This window comes from Variovorax sp. RA8 (assembly GCF_901827175.1).
Taxonomy (GTDB): Bacteria; Pseudomonadota; Gammaproteobacteria; order Burkholderiales; family Burkholderiaceae_C; genus Variovorax.
Window position 1 is genome coordinate 2,430,992 of sequence record NZ_LR594662.1, and the last position, 14,483, is coordinate 2,445,474.

Consider the following 14,483-nt stretch of genomic DNA (forward strand, 5'->3'; position numbering starts at 1 on the left):
GGAGCACCGCGATGAACCATGTGATCCTGAAGTTGCTTGCCCAACGCCTCGCGCTGGCGCTGCTGTCGCTGCTGGCGGTATCGGTCGTCGTCTTCGCCATCACCGCGGTGCTGCCCGGCGATGCCGCGCAGGAACAGCTCGGCCAGGACGCCACGCCCGAGACGGTTGCCGCGCTGCGTGCCCAGATGGGCCTGGACGTGCCGGCGCCCGAGCGCTATGCGAAGTGGCTGCTCGGCATGGTGAAGGGCGACCCCGGCCGCTCGTCCACCACGCAGATGCCGGTGGCCGAGCTGGTCGCCAGCCGCCTGCCCAACTCGCTGCTGCTGGCGGCGGTGACGGCGCTCTTCTCGGTGCCGATCGCTCTCACGCTCGGCATCGCCTCGGCGGTGTGGCGCGGCTCGTGGTTCGACCGTGCGGCCTCGGCCACGGCGGTGGGCGTGGTGTCGGTGCCGGAGTTCCTGGTCGCAACGCTCGCGGTGCTGGTGTTCGCGGTCCAGCTGCGCTGGCTGCCCGCACTGTCCTTCGTCAACGACATCGACTCCATTGGGCAGATGCTGCGCGCGTTCGCCATGCCGGTGCTGGTGCTGTGCTGCGTGATCGTGGCGCAGATGATGCGAATGACGCGCGCCGCGGTGATCGACCAGCTCGAGGCCCCCTACATCGAGATGGTGCGGCTCAAGGGCGCCTCGCCGATGCGCATGGTGCTGGCGCACGCGCTGCCCAACGCCGTGGGCCCGATCGCCAACGCCGTGGCGCTGAGCCTGTCGTACCTGCTGGGCGGCGTGATCATCGTCGAAACCATCTTCAACTACCCCGGGATCGCCAAGCTGATGGTCGACGGCGTCTCGCAGCGAGACATGCCGCTGGTGCAGACCTGCGCCATGATCTTCTGCTGCGCCTACCTGATCCTGGTGACGACGGCCGACATCTGCGGCATCCTCGCCAACCCGCGGCTTCGGCATCGTTAGGGAGGCACCATGGAAACGTCCACCTCTGCCACGGTCGTGAGCGCCACGGCTCCCCCGACGCCGGCGCCGCAAGGGCGCCGGCGCAGCCCGCTGCGCTGGCTCGGCGGCTTCGGCCCATCCGGCCTGCTCGGCCTCGCGGTGCTGGTGTTCTGGCTGCTCGCGGCGCTGCTCGGCCCCTGGCTGCTCTCGCACGGCACGGCGGCCTCGGGCACCTCCAACGTATTCGCGCCGATCAGCGCGACGCACTGGCTCGGCACCGACTTCCTCGGCCGCGACATGCTGGCGCTCATCATCCAGGGCGCGCGCTACACGATCGGCGTCGCGCTGCTCGCCACGCTGCTGGCGAGCGGAACCGGCATCACACTGGCACTGCTGGCGGCGGCCAGCGGACGCTGGATCGATGCGGTGCTCAGTCGCGGCCTCGACACGCTGACCGCGATCCCGAGCAAGATGTTCGCGCTGATCATGGTGGCCGGCTTCGGCTCCTCGGTCCCGATGCTGGTGGTGACGGCGGGCATCATCTACGTGCCGGGCGCCTACCGCATGGCGCGCTCGCTGGCGGTCAATATCAACGCGCTCGACTACGTGACCGTGGCGCGCACGCGCGGCGAAGGCACGCTCTACGTCATGCTGCGCGAGATCCTGCCCAACATCGTGGGCCCGATGCTGGCCGACCTGGGCCTGCGCTTCGTCTACGTCGTGCTGCTGCTGGCGAGCCTGAGCTTCCTCGGCCTGGGCATCCAGCCGCCGGCCGCCGACTGGGGCTCGCTGGTGCGCGAGAACATCGGCGCGCTGGCCATGGGCGGCGCCTCGGTGATCGTGCCGGCGCTGGCCATCGCGAGCCTGACCATCGGGGTCAATCTCGTCATCGACAACCTGCCGGGCCGCACCGCCCGCGAAAGAGGAGCACGCTGATGGGCGCACCACTGATTGTCCAGGGCCTCAGCATCTGCGCCGGCGCGAACACGCTGGTCGACGGCCTGAGCTTCTCCGTGCAGCCCGGCGAGGTGCTCGCGCTGATCGGCGAGTCGGGCTCCGGCAAGACCACCACCGCGCTCGCGCTGATGGGCTATGCGCGCCACGGCTGCCGCATCTCGGCGGGGCGCGTACAGATCGGCGATACCGACGTGCTCGCGCTGAATGCGGCACAGCAGCGCGCGCTGCGCGGGCGCACCGTGTCCTACATCGCGCAGAGTGCGGCCGCGTCCTTCAATCCCTCGCGCTCGATCATGGACCAGGTGGTCGAGCCGACCGTCATCCATGGCCTGTGCAAGCGCTCGGAGGCGGAGGCGAAAGCGGTGCAGCTGTTCCGCGAGCTGGCGCTGCCCGACCCGGAAACCATCGGCGATCGCTATCCGCACCAGGTTTCCGGCGGCCAGCTGCAGCGCCTCATGGCGGCGATGGCACTGATCGGCGACCCCGATCTCGTGATCCTCGACGAGCCGACCACCGCGCTCGACGTGACCACGCAGATCGAGGTGCTGCGTGCCTTCCGACGCGTGGTGCGCGAGCGCCGCGCCACCGCGGTCTACGTGAGCCACGACCTGGCCGTCGTCGCGCAGATGGCCGACCACATCCTGGTGCTGCGCGACGGCAGGATGCGCGAGCTCAACGCGACCGGGCAGGTCCTCTCGGCGCCGGTGGACGACTACACCAAGTGCCTGCTGGCCGCAGCGCGGCCCGTGCCGCGTGCTTCGGCCAAGGCAGCGAACGACGATCCCGAGCTGCTGCTCGACATTCGACAGCTCTCGGCCGGCTACGGGCCGGTGGATGCGCAGGGGCGCCCGGCCATGCCGATCCTGCAGGACATCAACCTCCAGCTGCACCGCGGCCAGGCCATCGGCGTGATCGGCGAGTCGGGCTCCGGCAAGACGACGCTTGCGCGGGCGGTGGCCGGTCTCCTGAAGCCCAGCCATGGCAGCGTGCTGTTCCGGGGCCGCGAGCTGAAGCCGACGCTGCAGCAGCGCGACCGCGACGATCTGCGCCGCATCCAGATCGTGTTCCAGATGGCCGACACGGCGCTCAATCCTTCGCAGACCATCGAGCGCATCCTGGCGCGCCCGCTCGAGTTCTACAAGGGCCTGCGCGGCGAGCCGCTGAAGCGCCGCATCCGCGAGCTGCTGGACCTGGTGAAGCTGCCGCACTCCGTCGCCGGCCGCCTGCCGGGCGGCCTCTCGGGCGGGCAGAAGCAGCGGGTGAACCTGGCGCGCGCACTCGCGGCCGACCCCGACCTCATCCTGTGCGACGAGGTGACCTCCGCGCTCGACACCGTGGTCGCCGCGGCGGTGCTCGACCTGATGGCCGAGCTGCGGCGGGAGCTCGGCGTGTCCTACCTGTTCATCAGCCACGACCTGCACACCGTGCGCGCGGTGTGCGACGAGATCGTCGTCATGCAGCACGGCCGCAAGCTGGCGCAGGTGGCACGATGCGATTACGAGCGCGGGCCGCACCACCCCTACTACGAACTCCTGGCTCGCTCGGTCCCCGAGCTGCGCCAGGGCTGGCTGGACGACATGGACCGCATCGCTGCGGCAGCAAGATGATGAAAACGGAAATGACACCGACCTTCCGCATCGCGCTGATCGCCGGCGACGGCATCGGCAAGGAAGTGATGCCCGAGGGCCTGCGCGTGGTGCAGGCCGCGGCAGCGCGCTTCGGCTTCGAGCTCGACTGCCGCACCATCGACTGGGCGAGCTGCGACTACCACGCCGAGCACGGCCAGATGATGCCGGACGACTGGAAGGAGCAGCTGAAGGGCGTCGACGCGCTGTACTTCGGCGCCGTCGGTTGGCCCGCCACCGTGCCGGACCACGTCTCGCTGTGGGGATCGCTCCTGAAGTTCCGGCGCGAGTTCGACCAGTACATCAACCTGCGCCCGGTGCGCCTGTTCGAGGGCGTGCCCTGTCCCCTGGCCGGCCGCGCGCCCGGCGACATCGACTACCTGGTGGTGCGCGAGAACACCGAGGGCGAGTACACCTCGCTGGGCGGCGTGATGTACCAAGGGACCGAGCGCGAGATCGTGATCCAGGAGTCGGTGTTCTCGCGCCACGGCACCGACCGCGTGCTGAAGTACGCCTACGAGCTCGCCAACGCGCGCCGCAGAAAGCACCTGACGGTGGCGACCAAGAGCAACGGCATCGCGATCAGCATGCCGTGGTGGGACGGGCGCGCCGACGTCATCGGCCGCGACTACCCGGAGGTCACGGTCGACAAGCAGCACATCGACATCCTGTCGGCGCGCTTCGTGCTGCAGCCCACGCGCTTCGACGTGGTGGTGGCGAGCAACCTGTTCGGCGACATCCTCTCCGACCTGGGGCCTGCGACCACCGGCACCATCGGACTCGCGCCGTCGGCCAACCTCAACCCGGACCGCAAGTTCCCTTCGCTCTTCGAGCCCGTGCACGGCTCGGCGCCCGACATCTATGGCCAGAACATCGCCAACCCGATCGCGATGATCTGGTCGGGGGCGCTGATGCTGGATTTCCTCACCCAGGGCCAGGGCGCGGGGCGCGCCGCCCACGACGCCATCCTCGGCGCAATCGAGGCAGTGCTGCGCGAAGGACCGCGCACGCGCGACCTCGGCGGCACGGCCTCCACCACGGAGATGGGCATGGCGATCGCCGAGCTCGTCGCCGCGGCCTGAACCTCTTCACGACATCCGACCATGACACTGACTCTCGAACGCCAGGACCTGATGCCAGGGCTTCAACTCATCGGCGCCGACTGGCGCGAATCCGGCGACGAACGCCGCCTCGACGTCACCGACCCTGCCAGCGACGCCGTCTTCGCCAGCGTTCCCGACGGCACGGCGGCCGATGCGCGCGCCGCGGTCGATGCAGCGCACGCCGCCTTCCCGGCCTGGCGCGCCGTGCCGGCAAGGCAGCGCGCGGCCATCCTCAAGCGCTGGAACGACCTCATGCTGACGCACCAGGAAGACCTGGGCCGCCTGATCTCGCGCGAGCAGGGCAAGCCCCTGGCCGAGGGGCGCGGCGAGGTCGCCTATGCCGCGAGCTACGTCGAGTGGTTTGCCGAGGAAGCCACGCGCGCCAACGGCGACGTGATCCCGGCGCCGGTGACGGGCCGCCGCATGCTCGCCCTGAAGGAGCCGGTGGGCGTGGTCGCCGCGATCACGCCGTGGAACTTTCCGGCCGCCATGATTGCGCGCAAGATCGCGCCGGCGCTGGCGGCCGGCTGCACCGTGGTGTGCAAGCCGGCCGAGGACACGCCGCTCACCTCGCTCGCACTCGTCAAGCTGGCCCAGGAGGCGGGCGTGCCGGCGGGGGTGCTGAACATCGTCACCGCCTCGCGCGAACGCACCCCCGAGGTGGTGGATGCGTGGCTGACCGATGCGCGCGTGCGCAAGATCACCTTCACCGGCTCCACGCCCGTGGGCAAGCACCTCGCGCGCGCCTCGGCCGATACGCTGAAGAAGCTGTCGCTCGAACTGGGCGGCAATGCGCCCTTCATCGTCTTCGACGATGCCGACCTGGATGCCGCCGTGGAAGGATTGATGGCCGCCAAGTTCCGCAATGGCGGGCAGACCTGCGTGTCCCCGAACCGGGTGTTCGTGCAGGCCAAGGTGCATGACGCCTTCGTCGACAAGCTGGCCATGCGCGTCGGCGCGCTCCAGGTGGGGCCGGCGACCGAGCCCGCCTCGCAGATCGGCCCGATGATCAACGCGCGCGCGGTGGAGAAGATCGAGCGCCATGTGCAGGACGCGGTCGGCAGGGGCGCGCGCATCGTCGTCGGCGGCCGGCGGCTGCGTTCGGCGCCATGCGACGGTCCGAACTACTACGCCCCCACCGTGCTGGTGAACGCTGACGCCAGCATGGCGTGCAGCTGCGAGGAGACCTTCGGGCCGGTGGTGCCGATCACGCGCTTCGACAGCGAAGCCGAGGTGATCGCGGCGGCCAACGACACGCCCTTCGGCTTGGCGGCCTACTTCTACTCGACCGATGTCCGCCGGATCTGGCGCGTGACCGAAGCGCTGGAGACCGGCATCGTCGGCGTCAACGAAGGCGCGTTGGCCGCCGAGGCGGCGCCCTTCGGCGGCGTCAAGGAATCGGGCTACGGCCGCGAGGGTTCTGTGCACGGACTCGATGACTACCTGCACATCAAGTACGTGTGCCAGGGGCAGCTGTAGCAGCTGCGATCTCCAGCGGGCATTCGAAGCAAACGCCCATCATTCAGCAGGGCGCGCGCGGCGCAGACGGCCTAGAAATCAGCGACCTTGCCCCATGCCGAGCCGCTGAACCGTTGCGGCCGATAAGGCGCCGGATCCACGATGGGTTCGGCACCCGAGGCAAGGTCCGCGATGAGGTGACCGGCGCCGGGGCCGATGCCGAAGCCGTGTCCCGAAAAGCCCGCGGCCAGGATGAAGCCCGGCATGCCCGGCACTTCGCCGATGCCGGGAACACCGTCCGGCGTGCTGTCGACGAAGCCGGCCCACGCGTGCGTGATCTTGGCGTCGCGAAGCTGGGGCAGCAGTTCGACGGCGCGGCGGTGGGTCTCCTTGACCGCCCGCAAATCGGGCTTCGGATCGAGGATGCGCACCCGCTCCATGGGCGTAGGCGCATCCAGCCGCCACCGCTTCAGCGTTTCGTGGCCACCCCGAACGCCTTCCAGGCCTCCGGGCAGGAGGCTGCGCCAGCGCTTGGCGAACATGGGCACGAATTGCGGGGCGAAGCGCATGAACTGCGGCGTCACGTCCACGCGTGCGCGTCCGCTGATGGCCAGTGCGTAGCGTCCGTCGCTGCGGCGCGTGGCCGACACGCCCCCGCTGACCAGGGCGGCCGGCAAGCGATGTTCCACGGGGGACACGCTGAGGATGGACTGGCGAACCGAGGCCTGGGGAAAGCGGATGCCGAGTTGCCGGCAGAACGAGGACGCCCACGCGCCGCCGGCGAGCACGGCCGTGCGGGTCTTGATGACTTCGGCTTCCGTGATGACGCCGCTGACCCGTCCGCCTTCGGTCTCGATGCCGCGGGCCGCGCAATTCTGATGGACGCTGCCCCCGAGCTTGATGATCGCAGCGGCCACGGCGGGCGCAGCCTTGCCCGGATCGGCGGTGCCATCGCTGGGCGAGAAGACGCCGCCTTTCCAGGCGCGGCCGGTCGCCCGCCCGCGCTCGGCGGCCTCGCGGCCACTCAGCATGTGGGTCGTCACGCCGGCGGTCTTCGCAAAATCGCGCCAGCTGGCCCAGCGCGAAATTTCGGCCTCGTCATTGCTGAGGTACAAGAGCCCGCAGCGATGAAAGCCCGTGTCTTCGCCGCTCTCGGCGGCAAACCGTTCCCAGAGATCGAGGCTCTTGCTCGCGATCGGCAGTTCGCGCTCGTCGCGGTTCTGCTGGCGGCACCAGCCCCAGTTGCGGCTCGACTGCTCGGCGCCGATCCTGCCCTTTTCCACCAAGGCGACCGAAACGCCGCGCTTGGCCAGGTAGTAGGCGGTAAAGACACCGATGATGCCGCCGCCGATCACCACGACGTCGGCGGAGGCCGGCAGCGTGGGCGAAGTTTGGATGTGTTGCAGCGGAGGGGACATGATGGATCTCGCTGGCGACTCAAAGTCCGTGCCTTGAACCACCGAAAGTCTGGCTATCGGTACTTCGCGTCGGCTCGGTCGGTGCATCCTGGGAGCCAAGAATGGCTTTGGTTTCCAGGTACTCCTCGAAACCTTCTATTCCATATTCGCGACCATTTCCCGAGCGCTTGTAGCCGCCGAAGGGGGCATGAGGGTTCCATGCCGGATAGTTGATGTGCACCTGTCCGGAGCGGATGCGCGCCGCGACGGCGCGCGCCGTGCCGAGGTCCTGGCCTTGCACGTGGGCGCCCAGGCCGTACACGGTGTCGTTGGCGATCTCCACCGCCTCGTCGACGTTGTCATAGGGAATGATCGCGAGCACCGGGCCGAAGACCTCCTCCTGCGCGATGCGCATGTGAGGCTGCACCGAGGTGAAGATGGTCGGACGGCAGTAGAAGCCGCGGCTGAAGGCCTCGGGCCGGCCGGTGCCGCCGCAGATGAGCCGCGCGCCTTCGGCGATTCCGATGCCGATCATTTCCTGCACGCGATTGAACTGCGCGCGATTCGCCACCGGGCCATGCGTGGTCTGCTGCGAACCCGGATCGCCCACGACGATGCTGGATGCCGCTTCGAGGGCGATCCGCTCGACCTCATGCAGGCGCTCGCGGGGCACGATCATGCGAGTCGGCGCGCTGCAGGATTGGCCGACGTTGCGGAAAGCGGCCGTGACGCCCGGCGGTACGGCACGCGCCAGGTCCGCATCCGGCAGGATGAGATTGGGCGATTTGCCGCCGAGTTCCTGGGCCACGCGCTTGACCGTCGGGGCCGCCGCCTGCGCCACCAGGACGCCGGCCCTTGTCGAACCGGTGATCGAGATCATGTCCACGTCCGGATGCTCCGCCAAGGCGGCGCCGACTTCCGGCCCGCTGCCGTTCACCAGATTGAACACGCCCGGCGGGATGCCGGCTTCGTGCATCACTTCGGCAAAGAGCAGGGCGCTCAAGGGCGAGAGCTCGCTGGGCTTCAGGACCACCGTGCATCCCGCGGCCAGGGCGGGTCCGACCTTGGCGGTGATCTGGTAGAGCGGCCAGTTCCAGGGCGTGATCAGGCCGCACACGCCGATCGCCTCGCGCATGATGGCCATGTCTGCGCGATGAGTGACGAACGAATAGTTGACCAGATTGTCCCTGGCCACACGGATGTGCTGTGCCGCAGACGGCACCTGCGTGCTGCGCGCGAAGCCGATGGCCGCGCCCATCTCCAGCGAGATCGCCTGGGCGAACAGTTCCGCGCGCTCCAGGATCAGGGAATGGACGCGATCGAGAAGCAAGGCCCTGCTCTGGACGGAGCTCACGGACCAACCGGCGAAGGCGAGGCGCGCCGCGGCCACGGCGGCAGCGGCATCTCGTGCACTGCCCAGCGCGATCTCTGCCACAGGCTCCTCGGTCGATGGATCGATGACGGCGCTGCGAGCTTGGGCTTCGGGCCTGACCCACTCGCCGTCGATAAAGATGCGGTCCAGGCGGCCGGCGCTCCTGAGGTGCTCGATGGGCGGGGCGTTCATGCGGCGAGCCTTTCGGAAACGACGTCGAGCGTGTTCGTTTTCATGCACACAAAGGGGGTCATGGAGGCTGGTGATGCGGTCGGGTGCGTCATGCTGGGGCTGATGTCGGGCCTTTGGATGCCCGATAGCTTAGGGCGCGCGCCCCTCGCTCCGGTGCTGCAATGAGGGTCTTGCGCAAAGCAGGCTGCGGTTATGCGAGTCGCTACGGCAGATCCTGCCGTCATACATGCGTCAGGGGCCTTCGCATCGGACGCGGGATGCGAAGACGCGAACCGGCCGCGGGTAGAAGCGGCGTGAATCCGACCGAGCACGCCTAGAGGTGCGTCGCCCGCAAGGCATAAGGTTTTTCGCATGCCTCAAGCCACGAAACGGTATTTCTCCTCCCGGATCGCATCTCCAATACTTGGTCCAGACCATCGCCAGGAGACAACATGCCTCTCAACCGCCGCCAGTTCACGGCCTGCCTCGGCGCATCCGCCCTCGCGGGCGTGCCCGGCGTTTCCTTTGCGCAGGACAAGACGCTGCGCATGCTCGTGGGTTTTGCCGCCGGTGGTGCCGCGGACACCGTCGCGCGCGCCGTCGCGGAAGGCCTGCGCGAGAGCGGCTATACCGCGATCGTCGACAACAAGGCAGGCGCGGGCGGCCGGCTCGCAACGGAAGCGCTGCTGTCGCTTCCGCCCGACGGCCACACGCTGCTGATGACCCCATTGGGAAACCTGACGCTCTATCCGCATGTGTTCAAGTCGCTGCGCTACGACCCGTTGAAGGATTTCGCCGCGGTGGGAACCGCCAACAGCATGAGCTTTGCGTTGGCCGTCGGCGCCGACAGCCCGGCCAGGACGCTGCAGGAGTTCCTGGCCCTCGCGGGCAAGGATCCGAAGTTCGCGGCCTACGGTACGCCCGGCGCGGGCACGGCCATGCACTTCCTCGGCGCGATGCTGGGCAAGGAGGCGAAGGTGAATCTCACGCAGGTCGCCTACAAGGGCGGCGCCGCCGCGCTCACCGACGTGATCGGCGGCAGCCTGCCCTGCGTGATCACGACGACGCCCAACCTCCTTCCGATGCATCGCGCCGGCAAGATCCGCATCCTCGCGATCTCGGAGGCGGCCCCGAATGCGGCACTGCCCGGCGTGCCGACCTTCAAGTCCACGGGCTTTCCCGACCTGGTCGTCACAGAGTCGTTCGCCTTCTTCGCGCGCACCGGCACAGCGCCCGCGGTGGTCGCGCAGCTGGGGCAGTCCGTCGCGTCGGCGGTGAAGGCGCCGACGGTCAGCGCATTGCTCAGGAAAGCCGAATTCGAGCCGCTCGTGATGACCCCGGAAGCGCTCGACAAGCAGGTACACGCCGAATACGCGAAGTGGGGCCGCATCGTCAAGGCGGTCGGGTACACGCCGGAGAACTGAACCGCCTTCAGGAAATCCCGAATCTCCCACACCGCCCAACCACACGCGAGGAATCACCGTGCCACGTCGCAACGTTGTCGTCATCATGTCGGACGAACATGACCCCCGGATCATGGGATGTGCCGGGCATCCGGTCGCGAAAACGCCCCACCTCGATGCGCTCGCGGCACGCGGCGTGCGTTTCACAAACGCGTACACGCCCAGCCCCATCTGCGTGCCGGCGCGCGCCGCCTTCGCCACCGGCATGCGCGTGCATCAGACGCGGCATTGGGACAACGCCATGCCCTACACCGGCAAGCCGCGGGGCTGGGGCCACGTGCTGCAGCGGCAGCGCGTCCGGGTGGAGAGCATCGGCAAGCTGCACTACCGGGCGGAAGAAGATCCCGCTGGCTTCGACAAGGAGCACATTCCGATGCACGTGGTGGGCGGGCACGGCATGGTGTGGGCATCGATCCGCGACCCGTATGTCTCCACGCCGTCGGACAAGCGCATGCTGGGCGATCGTATCGGCGGAGGCGAATCGGCCTACACCTCGTACGACCGCAGCGTCACCTCGCGCGCCGTGGAATGGTTGCAGGACGCGGCGCAGCGCCGTGAGGAGTCTTTCGTTCTCTACGTAGGCCTGGTCGCGCCGCACTTCCCCCTGATCGCGCCGGAGGCATTCTTCTCGCTCTATCCGCTGGAAGGCCTGCCGACGCCGAAGCTCCACCCGAACGAGGGCTACCAGCGGCATCCGTGGGTGCAGGCCTACGCGGACTTCATGAAGAACGAGGAGCAGTTCAAGTCGCCACAGGAGCGGCTCGAAGCCTTCGCCGCGTACTACGGCCTGTGCAGTTTTCTCGACCACAACGTGGGCGCCATCGTCGCGGCAATCGCGCAGGCCGGGCTGCAGGACGACACGACAGTGATCTATACCTCCGACCATGGCGACAACCTCGGCACGCGCGGACTCTGGGGCAAGTCGACGCTGTACCAGGAGAGCGTCGGCATCCCGATGATCATGGCGGGAGCTGGCGTGAAGCCGGCGGTGCGCCGAACACCGGTCGACCTGCTGGACCTGTTCCCGACGATCCTGGAGGGCGTCGGCATCGACCCGGCGCCGGAGATGAACGGGCGACCCGGGCAATCCCTCTACGCGGTCGCCGCGGCGCCTGACGATCTCGAACGCGTGGTGTTCAGCGAATACCACGCAGCCGGCAGCAACACGGCCGGGTTCATGGTGCGCAAGGGGAGATGGAAGTTCCACTACTACGTGCGCCACCGGCCCGAGCTGTTCGACCTGGAAGCAGACCCGGAAGAACTCGACGACCTCGCCGGGAATCCCGCCTTCGCACAGGTCGCACAAAGCATGGAAGGCGAGCTGCGACGCATCTGCGACCCCGAAGCGGTCGATGCACTCGCGAAGTCCGACCAGCACGCCATGATCGAAAGGCTCGGCGGCAACGATGTCGCGTCGAAGATGGGCGCGGGCGGCGCCACCCCGGTGCCGAAGAGTGCGCGGACGGAAGCGGGCTCGGCCCCCGCTTGAGCGCGTGCCGCGCCGGGTCCATGCGTTAGAGTGGGTCCCGTGACGCCACGGCAACTCAAGTACTTCGTGGAGATTGCCCGCACCGGCAGCATTACCACGGCTGCCAGCACCCTGCACATTGCGCAGCCGGCGCTGAGCCACCACATCTCGGGCATGGAAGAGGAACTGGGCGTCGCGCTGCTCGAGCGCCATGCGCGCGGTGTCAGGCTCACCACCGAGGGACAGCGCCTTCTTGACCGCGCCGTCTCGATCCTGCGGCAGCTGGACCGTCTCAACGACGACGTGCGCGATGCATCGACCCAGGCCCGCGGCACGGTGAGCCTGTGCCTGGTGGGCTCCGTGGCGCAGGTGCTGACGGTGCCGCTGTTCCGGCTGCTGGCCGAACGTACGCCCGAGGTGCGCCTGCAGGTCAGCACAGGCATGTCGCGCGAGGCCCGCGCGCTGGTCGAGGCGCGCCGAGTGGATCTGGCGCTGCTGCCGATCGCCTATGAACTCCCCCGCCTGGAATCCGTTCCCGCCTTCGAGGAGCGCTTCTGCCTGTTCGGCCTCGACTTCCTGTTCGAGGGAGAAAGCGGTCCCATCCGGTTCGCGGAGATCGGCGACCGTCCGCTCGTCGCACCCGACCGCGACCACGACCTGCGCAAGCTCATCGAACGCACGGCGATGGCGCACAGCTGCGCGCTCAATGTGCAGTACGAGCTCAACAATCCTGAGCTCTACCGCCGGGTGGTGCAGGAAGGACTGGCCTTCGCGATCATGCCGCGCAACGCCTTTGCCGATGCCGAGGCCCTCGGGGTGGTGGCGCGCGACATCGTCGAGCCGGGCATCGAGCGCACCCAGTCGGTCGTGTGGATGGTCGACCATCCGCTGACGCCGGCCGGAGAGGCGGTGCGCACCGCACTGCTGGACGTGATCGCGCTGCTGATCGCCGACGGCACGCTGAAGGCCCGCCCGCTGCCATAAGCTTTGCCTCATGCGTGCGCCGCGCGATCGGTATTTCACGCCGCGCATCTCGGGCCTTAGAGTACGACGAGCAACAGGAGACAAGTCCATGGCCGAGGTCGAAACCCCCGCCGGTGTTGCCGATGATCTGCGCGACGCGCTGAGATCCGTGCTGGGAAACGCCGGCGTCGCCTCGGATCCGGCCTTGCTCTGCGCCCAATCGGGAGACTGGAGCGAGGCAAGGAAAGTGGCGCCCCTGCTCGTGCTGTTTCCGCGCACGCCCCAGCAGGCGGCCGACGTGCTTGCGCTGTGCGCGCGGCACGGGCAGAAGATCGTCGTGCAAGGGGGCCTCACCGGCCTGGCCGGTGGCGCAACACCGCTGCAAGCGGAGGTCGCGCTGTCGTTGGCCAAGCTGGACCAGATCGAGCACATCGATGCGATCGGCGGCACCGCCACCGTGCAGGCCGGCGTCATCCTCGAAGAGCTGCAGGCTCGCGTCGAATCGCAGGACTGGTATTTCCCGCTGGACCTCGGCGCACGCGGCTCGTGCCAGGTCGGCGGCAACGCGGCGACCAACGCGGGAGGCAACCGCGTGATCCGCTATGGCACCATGCGCGAACTGGTGCAGGGCATCGAGGTTGCGCTGCCCGACGGCAGGCTGCTGACCATGATGAACCGCGTGACGAAGAACACCACCGGCATCGACCTCAAGCACCTGTTCATCGGCGCCGAAGGCACGCTGGGCGTGATCACCCGGCTGGTGCTCAAGCTCTCGCCGAAGCCGACCGCCTCCAGCACCGCGCTGTGCGCGCTGCCTTCGTTCGAGGCAGCAACCCGCCTCGTGCGGGACATGCGGCGCGCACTGCCGGGCCTTTCCGCGTTCGAGGTGATGTGGTCCGACTTCATGGAGGCCGCGCAGGAGCTCGGCCATCTGCGGCCTGCATTTTCCGAAGCATCGCCCGTGTATGCGCTGGTCGAGACGCTGGGCGCGCGGCAGGAGGAGGACCGCGAACAACTCGAACGCTTCCTCGGCGAGGCACTGGAGGCCGGCAGCGTCGACGACGTCGTGGTGGCGCAATCGCAGGGCGACGCGCGCCGGCTGTGGGCCTATCGCGAGACCATCGGCGAGATGCTGGGCCAACTCAAGCCGCATGCGGCGTTCGACGTCGGTGTGCCCATGGCCGCGATGGATTCGTTCGTGCAAACCGTGCGCGATACGCTACAGAGCCGCTTTCCCGCGCAACGCCACCTCTTCTTCGGGCACATCGGCGACGGCAACCTGCACGTGCTGTCCGGGCCGCACGGCTGCGCCGAATCCCTGCACCAGGTCGAGGAGGTGGTCTACGCGGCCGTGGGTGCCGTCGGCGGTTCGATCTCCGCGGAGCACGGCATCGGCGTAGTCAAGAAGGAGTTCCTGCACTTCACGCGCAGCGACGCCGAGCTCGAACTGATGCGCAGCCTCAAGGCCGTGCTCGATCCTGGTGGAATTCTCAATGCTGGAAGAGTCTTGGATTGACAAGATCGGACGGACGGCCGAGGGGCTCGGACCTCGCCGGCTG

At 68.5% G+C, this 14,483-nt stretch carries 11 protein-coding genes; 9 read left to right on the plus strand and 2 right to left on the minus strand.

What is annotated here, in order from left to right:
- The first annotated feature begins 11 nt into the window (after positions 1-11).
- From E5P3_RS11570 to E5P3_RS11590, 5 genes are read left to right on the plus strand one after another with little or no spacing between them, the layout of a single operon-like run.
- The gene (locus tag E5P3_RS11570) at positions 12-968 is read left to right on the plus strand and encodes an ABC transporter permease (protein ID WP_162586099.1); all 957 of its coding nucleotides are present in this window, start codon (positions 12-14) and stop codon (positions 966-968) included.
- Between the two features lie 9 nt (positions 969-977).
- Complete coding sequence (locus E5P3_RS11575) at positions 978-1,883, plus strand: ABC transporter permease (RefSeq protein WP_162586100.1); 906 nt, start codon at positions 978-980, stop codon at positions 1,881-1,883.
- Positions 1,883-3,511 carry an ABC transporter ATP-binding protein gene (locus tag E5P3_RS11580; RefSeq protein ID WP_162586101.1) on the plus strand — a complete coding sequence of 543 codons (1,629 nt, stop codon included), beginning with the start codon at positions 1,883-1,885 and terminating at the stop codon, positions 3,509-3,511. Before E5P3_RS11575 ends, E5P3_RS11580 begins: the two co-directional genes overlap by 1 nt.
- Positions 3,512-3,522: 11 nt before the next feature.
- A complete protein-coding gene (locus E5P3_RS11585; protein ID WP_162586102.1) occupies positions 3,523-4,611 on the plus strand; it encodes a tartrate dehydrogenase in 1,089 nt (362 codons plus the stop codon).
- Between the two features lie 21 nt (positions 4,612-4,632).
- Positions 4,633-6,111 carry an NAD-dependent succinate-semialdehyde dehydrogenase gene (locus tag E5P3_RS11590; RefSeq protein ID WP_162586103.1) on the plus strand — a complete coding sequence of 493 codons (1,479 nt, stop codon included), beginning with the start codon at positions 4,633-4,635 and terminating at the stop codon, positions 6,109-6,111.
- Between the two features lie 71 nt (positions 6,112-6,182).
- On the opposite strand, the gene E5P3_RS11595 is transcribed toward E5P3_RS11590, so the two are convergent.
- Positions 6,183-7,508: an NAD(P)/FAD-dependent oxidoreductase gene (locus E5P3_RS11595; protein WP_162586104.1), complete on the minus strand. Its 1,326-nt coding sequence runs from the start codon at positions 7,506-7,508 to the stop codon at positions 6,183-6,185.
- A gap of 19 nt (positions 7,509-7,527) precedes the next feature.
- Positions 7,528-9,051 carry an aldehyde dehydrogenase family protein gene (locus E5P3_RS11600; protein ID WP_162586105.1) on the minus strand — a complete coding sequence of 508 codons (1,524 nt, stop codon included), beginning with the start codon at positions 9,049-9,051 and terminating at the stop codon, positions 7,528-7,530.
- A gap of 431 nt (positions 9,052-9,482) precedes the next feature.
- Between E5P3_RS11600 and E5P3_RS11605 the strand changes: the two genes are divergently transcribed.
- The 4 genes from E5P3_RS11605 to E5P3_RS11620 all read left to right on the plus strand — a co-directional run bounded on the left by E5P3_RS11605 (position 9,483) and on the right by E5P3_RS11620 (position 14,440).
- Entirely contained in the window at positions 9,483-10,454 is a 972-nt protein-coding gene (locus tag E5P3_RS11605) for a Bug family tripartite tricarboxylate transporter substrate binding protein (RefSeq protein WP_162586106.1), read from the plus strand.
- A 58-nt stretch (positions 10,455-10,512) separates the two neighbouring features.
- Positions 10,513-11,982 (plus strand): sulfatase-like hydrolase/transferase, encoded by a 1,470-nt coding sequence (locus E5P3_RS11610; protein WP_162586107.1) that lies wholly within the window; start codon positions 10,513-10,515, stop codon positions 11,980-11,982.
- 39 nt (positions 11,983-12,021) lie between these two features.
- A complete protein-coding gene (locus E5P3_RS11615) occupies positions 12,022-12,945 on the plus strand; it encodes a LysR family transcriptional regulator (RefSeq protein ID WP_162586108.1) in 924 nt (307 codons plus the stop codon).
- 88 nt (positions 12,946-13,033) lie between these two features.
- Positions 13,034-14,440, plus strand: a complete 1,407-nt coding sequence (locus E5P3_RS11620; RefSeq protein ID WP_162586109.1) for an FAD-binding oxidoreductase — start codon at positions 13,034-13,036, stop codon at positions 14,438-14,440.
- Positions 14,441-14,483: the final 43 nt, after the last annotated feature.

Excerpts from the sequence above, each read along its gene's own strand:
- E5P3_RS11570 (WP_162586099.1), top strand. The coding sequence starts at position 12 with ATGAACCATGTGATCCTGAAGTTGCTTGCCCAACGCCTCGCGCTGGCG.
- E5P3_RS11575 (WP_162586100.1), top strand. The coding sequence starts at position 978 with ATGGAAACGTCCACCTCTGCCACGGTCGTGAGCGCCACGGCTCCCCCG.
- E5P3_RS11580 (WP_162586101.1), top strand. The coding sequence starts at position 1,883 with ATGGGCGCACCACTGATTGTCCAGGGCCTCAGCATCTGCGCCGGCGCG.
- E5P3_RS11585 (WP_162586102.1), top strand. The coding sequence starts at position 3,523 with ATGACACCGACCTTCCGCATCGCGCTGATCGCCGGCGACGGCATCGGC.
- E5P3_RS11590 (WP_162586103.1), top strand. The coding sequence starts at position 4,633 with ATGACACTGACTCTCGAACGCCAGGACCTGATGCCAGGGCTTCAACTC.
- E5P3_RS11595 (WP_162586104.1), bottom strand. The coding sequence starts at position 7,508 with ATGTCCCCTCCGCTGCAACACATCCAAACTTCGCCCACGCTGCCGGCC.
- E5P3_RS11600 (WP_162586105.1), bottom strand. The coding sequence starts at position 9,051 with ATGAACGCCCCGCCCATCGAGCACCTCAGGAGCGCCGGCCGCCTGGAC.
- E5P3_RS11605 (WP_162586106.1), top strand. The coding sequence starts at position 9,483 with ATGCCTCTCAACCGCCGCCAGTTCACGGCCTGCCTCGGCGCATCCGCC.
- E5P3_RS11620 (WP_162586109.1), top strand. The coding sequence starts at position 13,034 with ATGGCCGAGGTCGAAACCCCCGCCGGTGTTGCCGATGATCTGCGCGAC.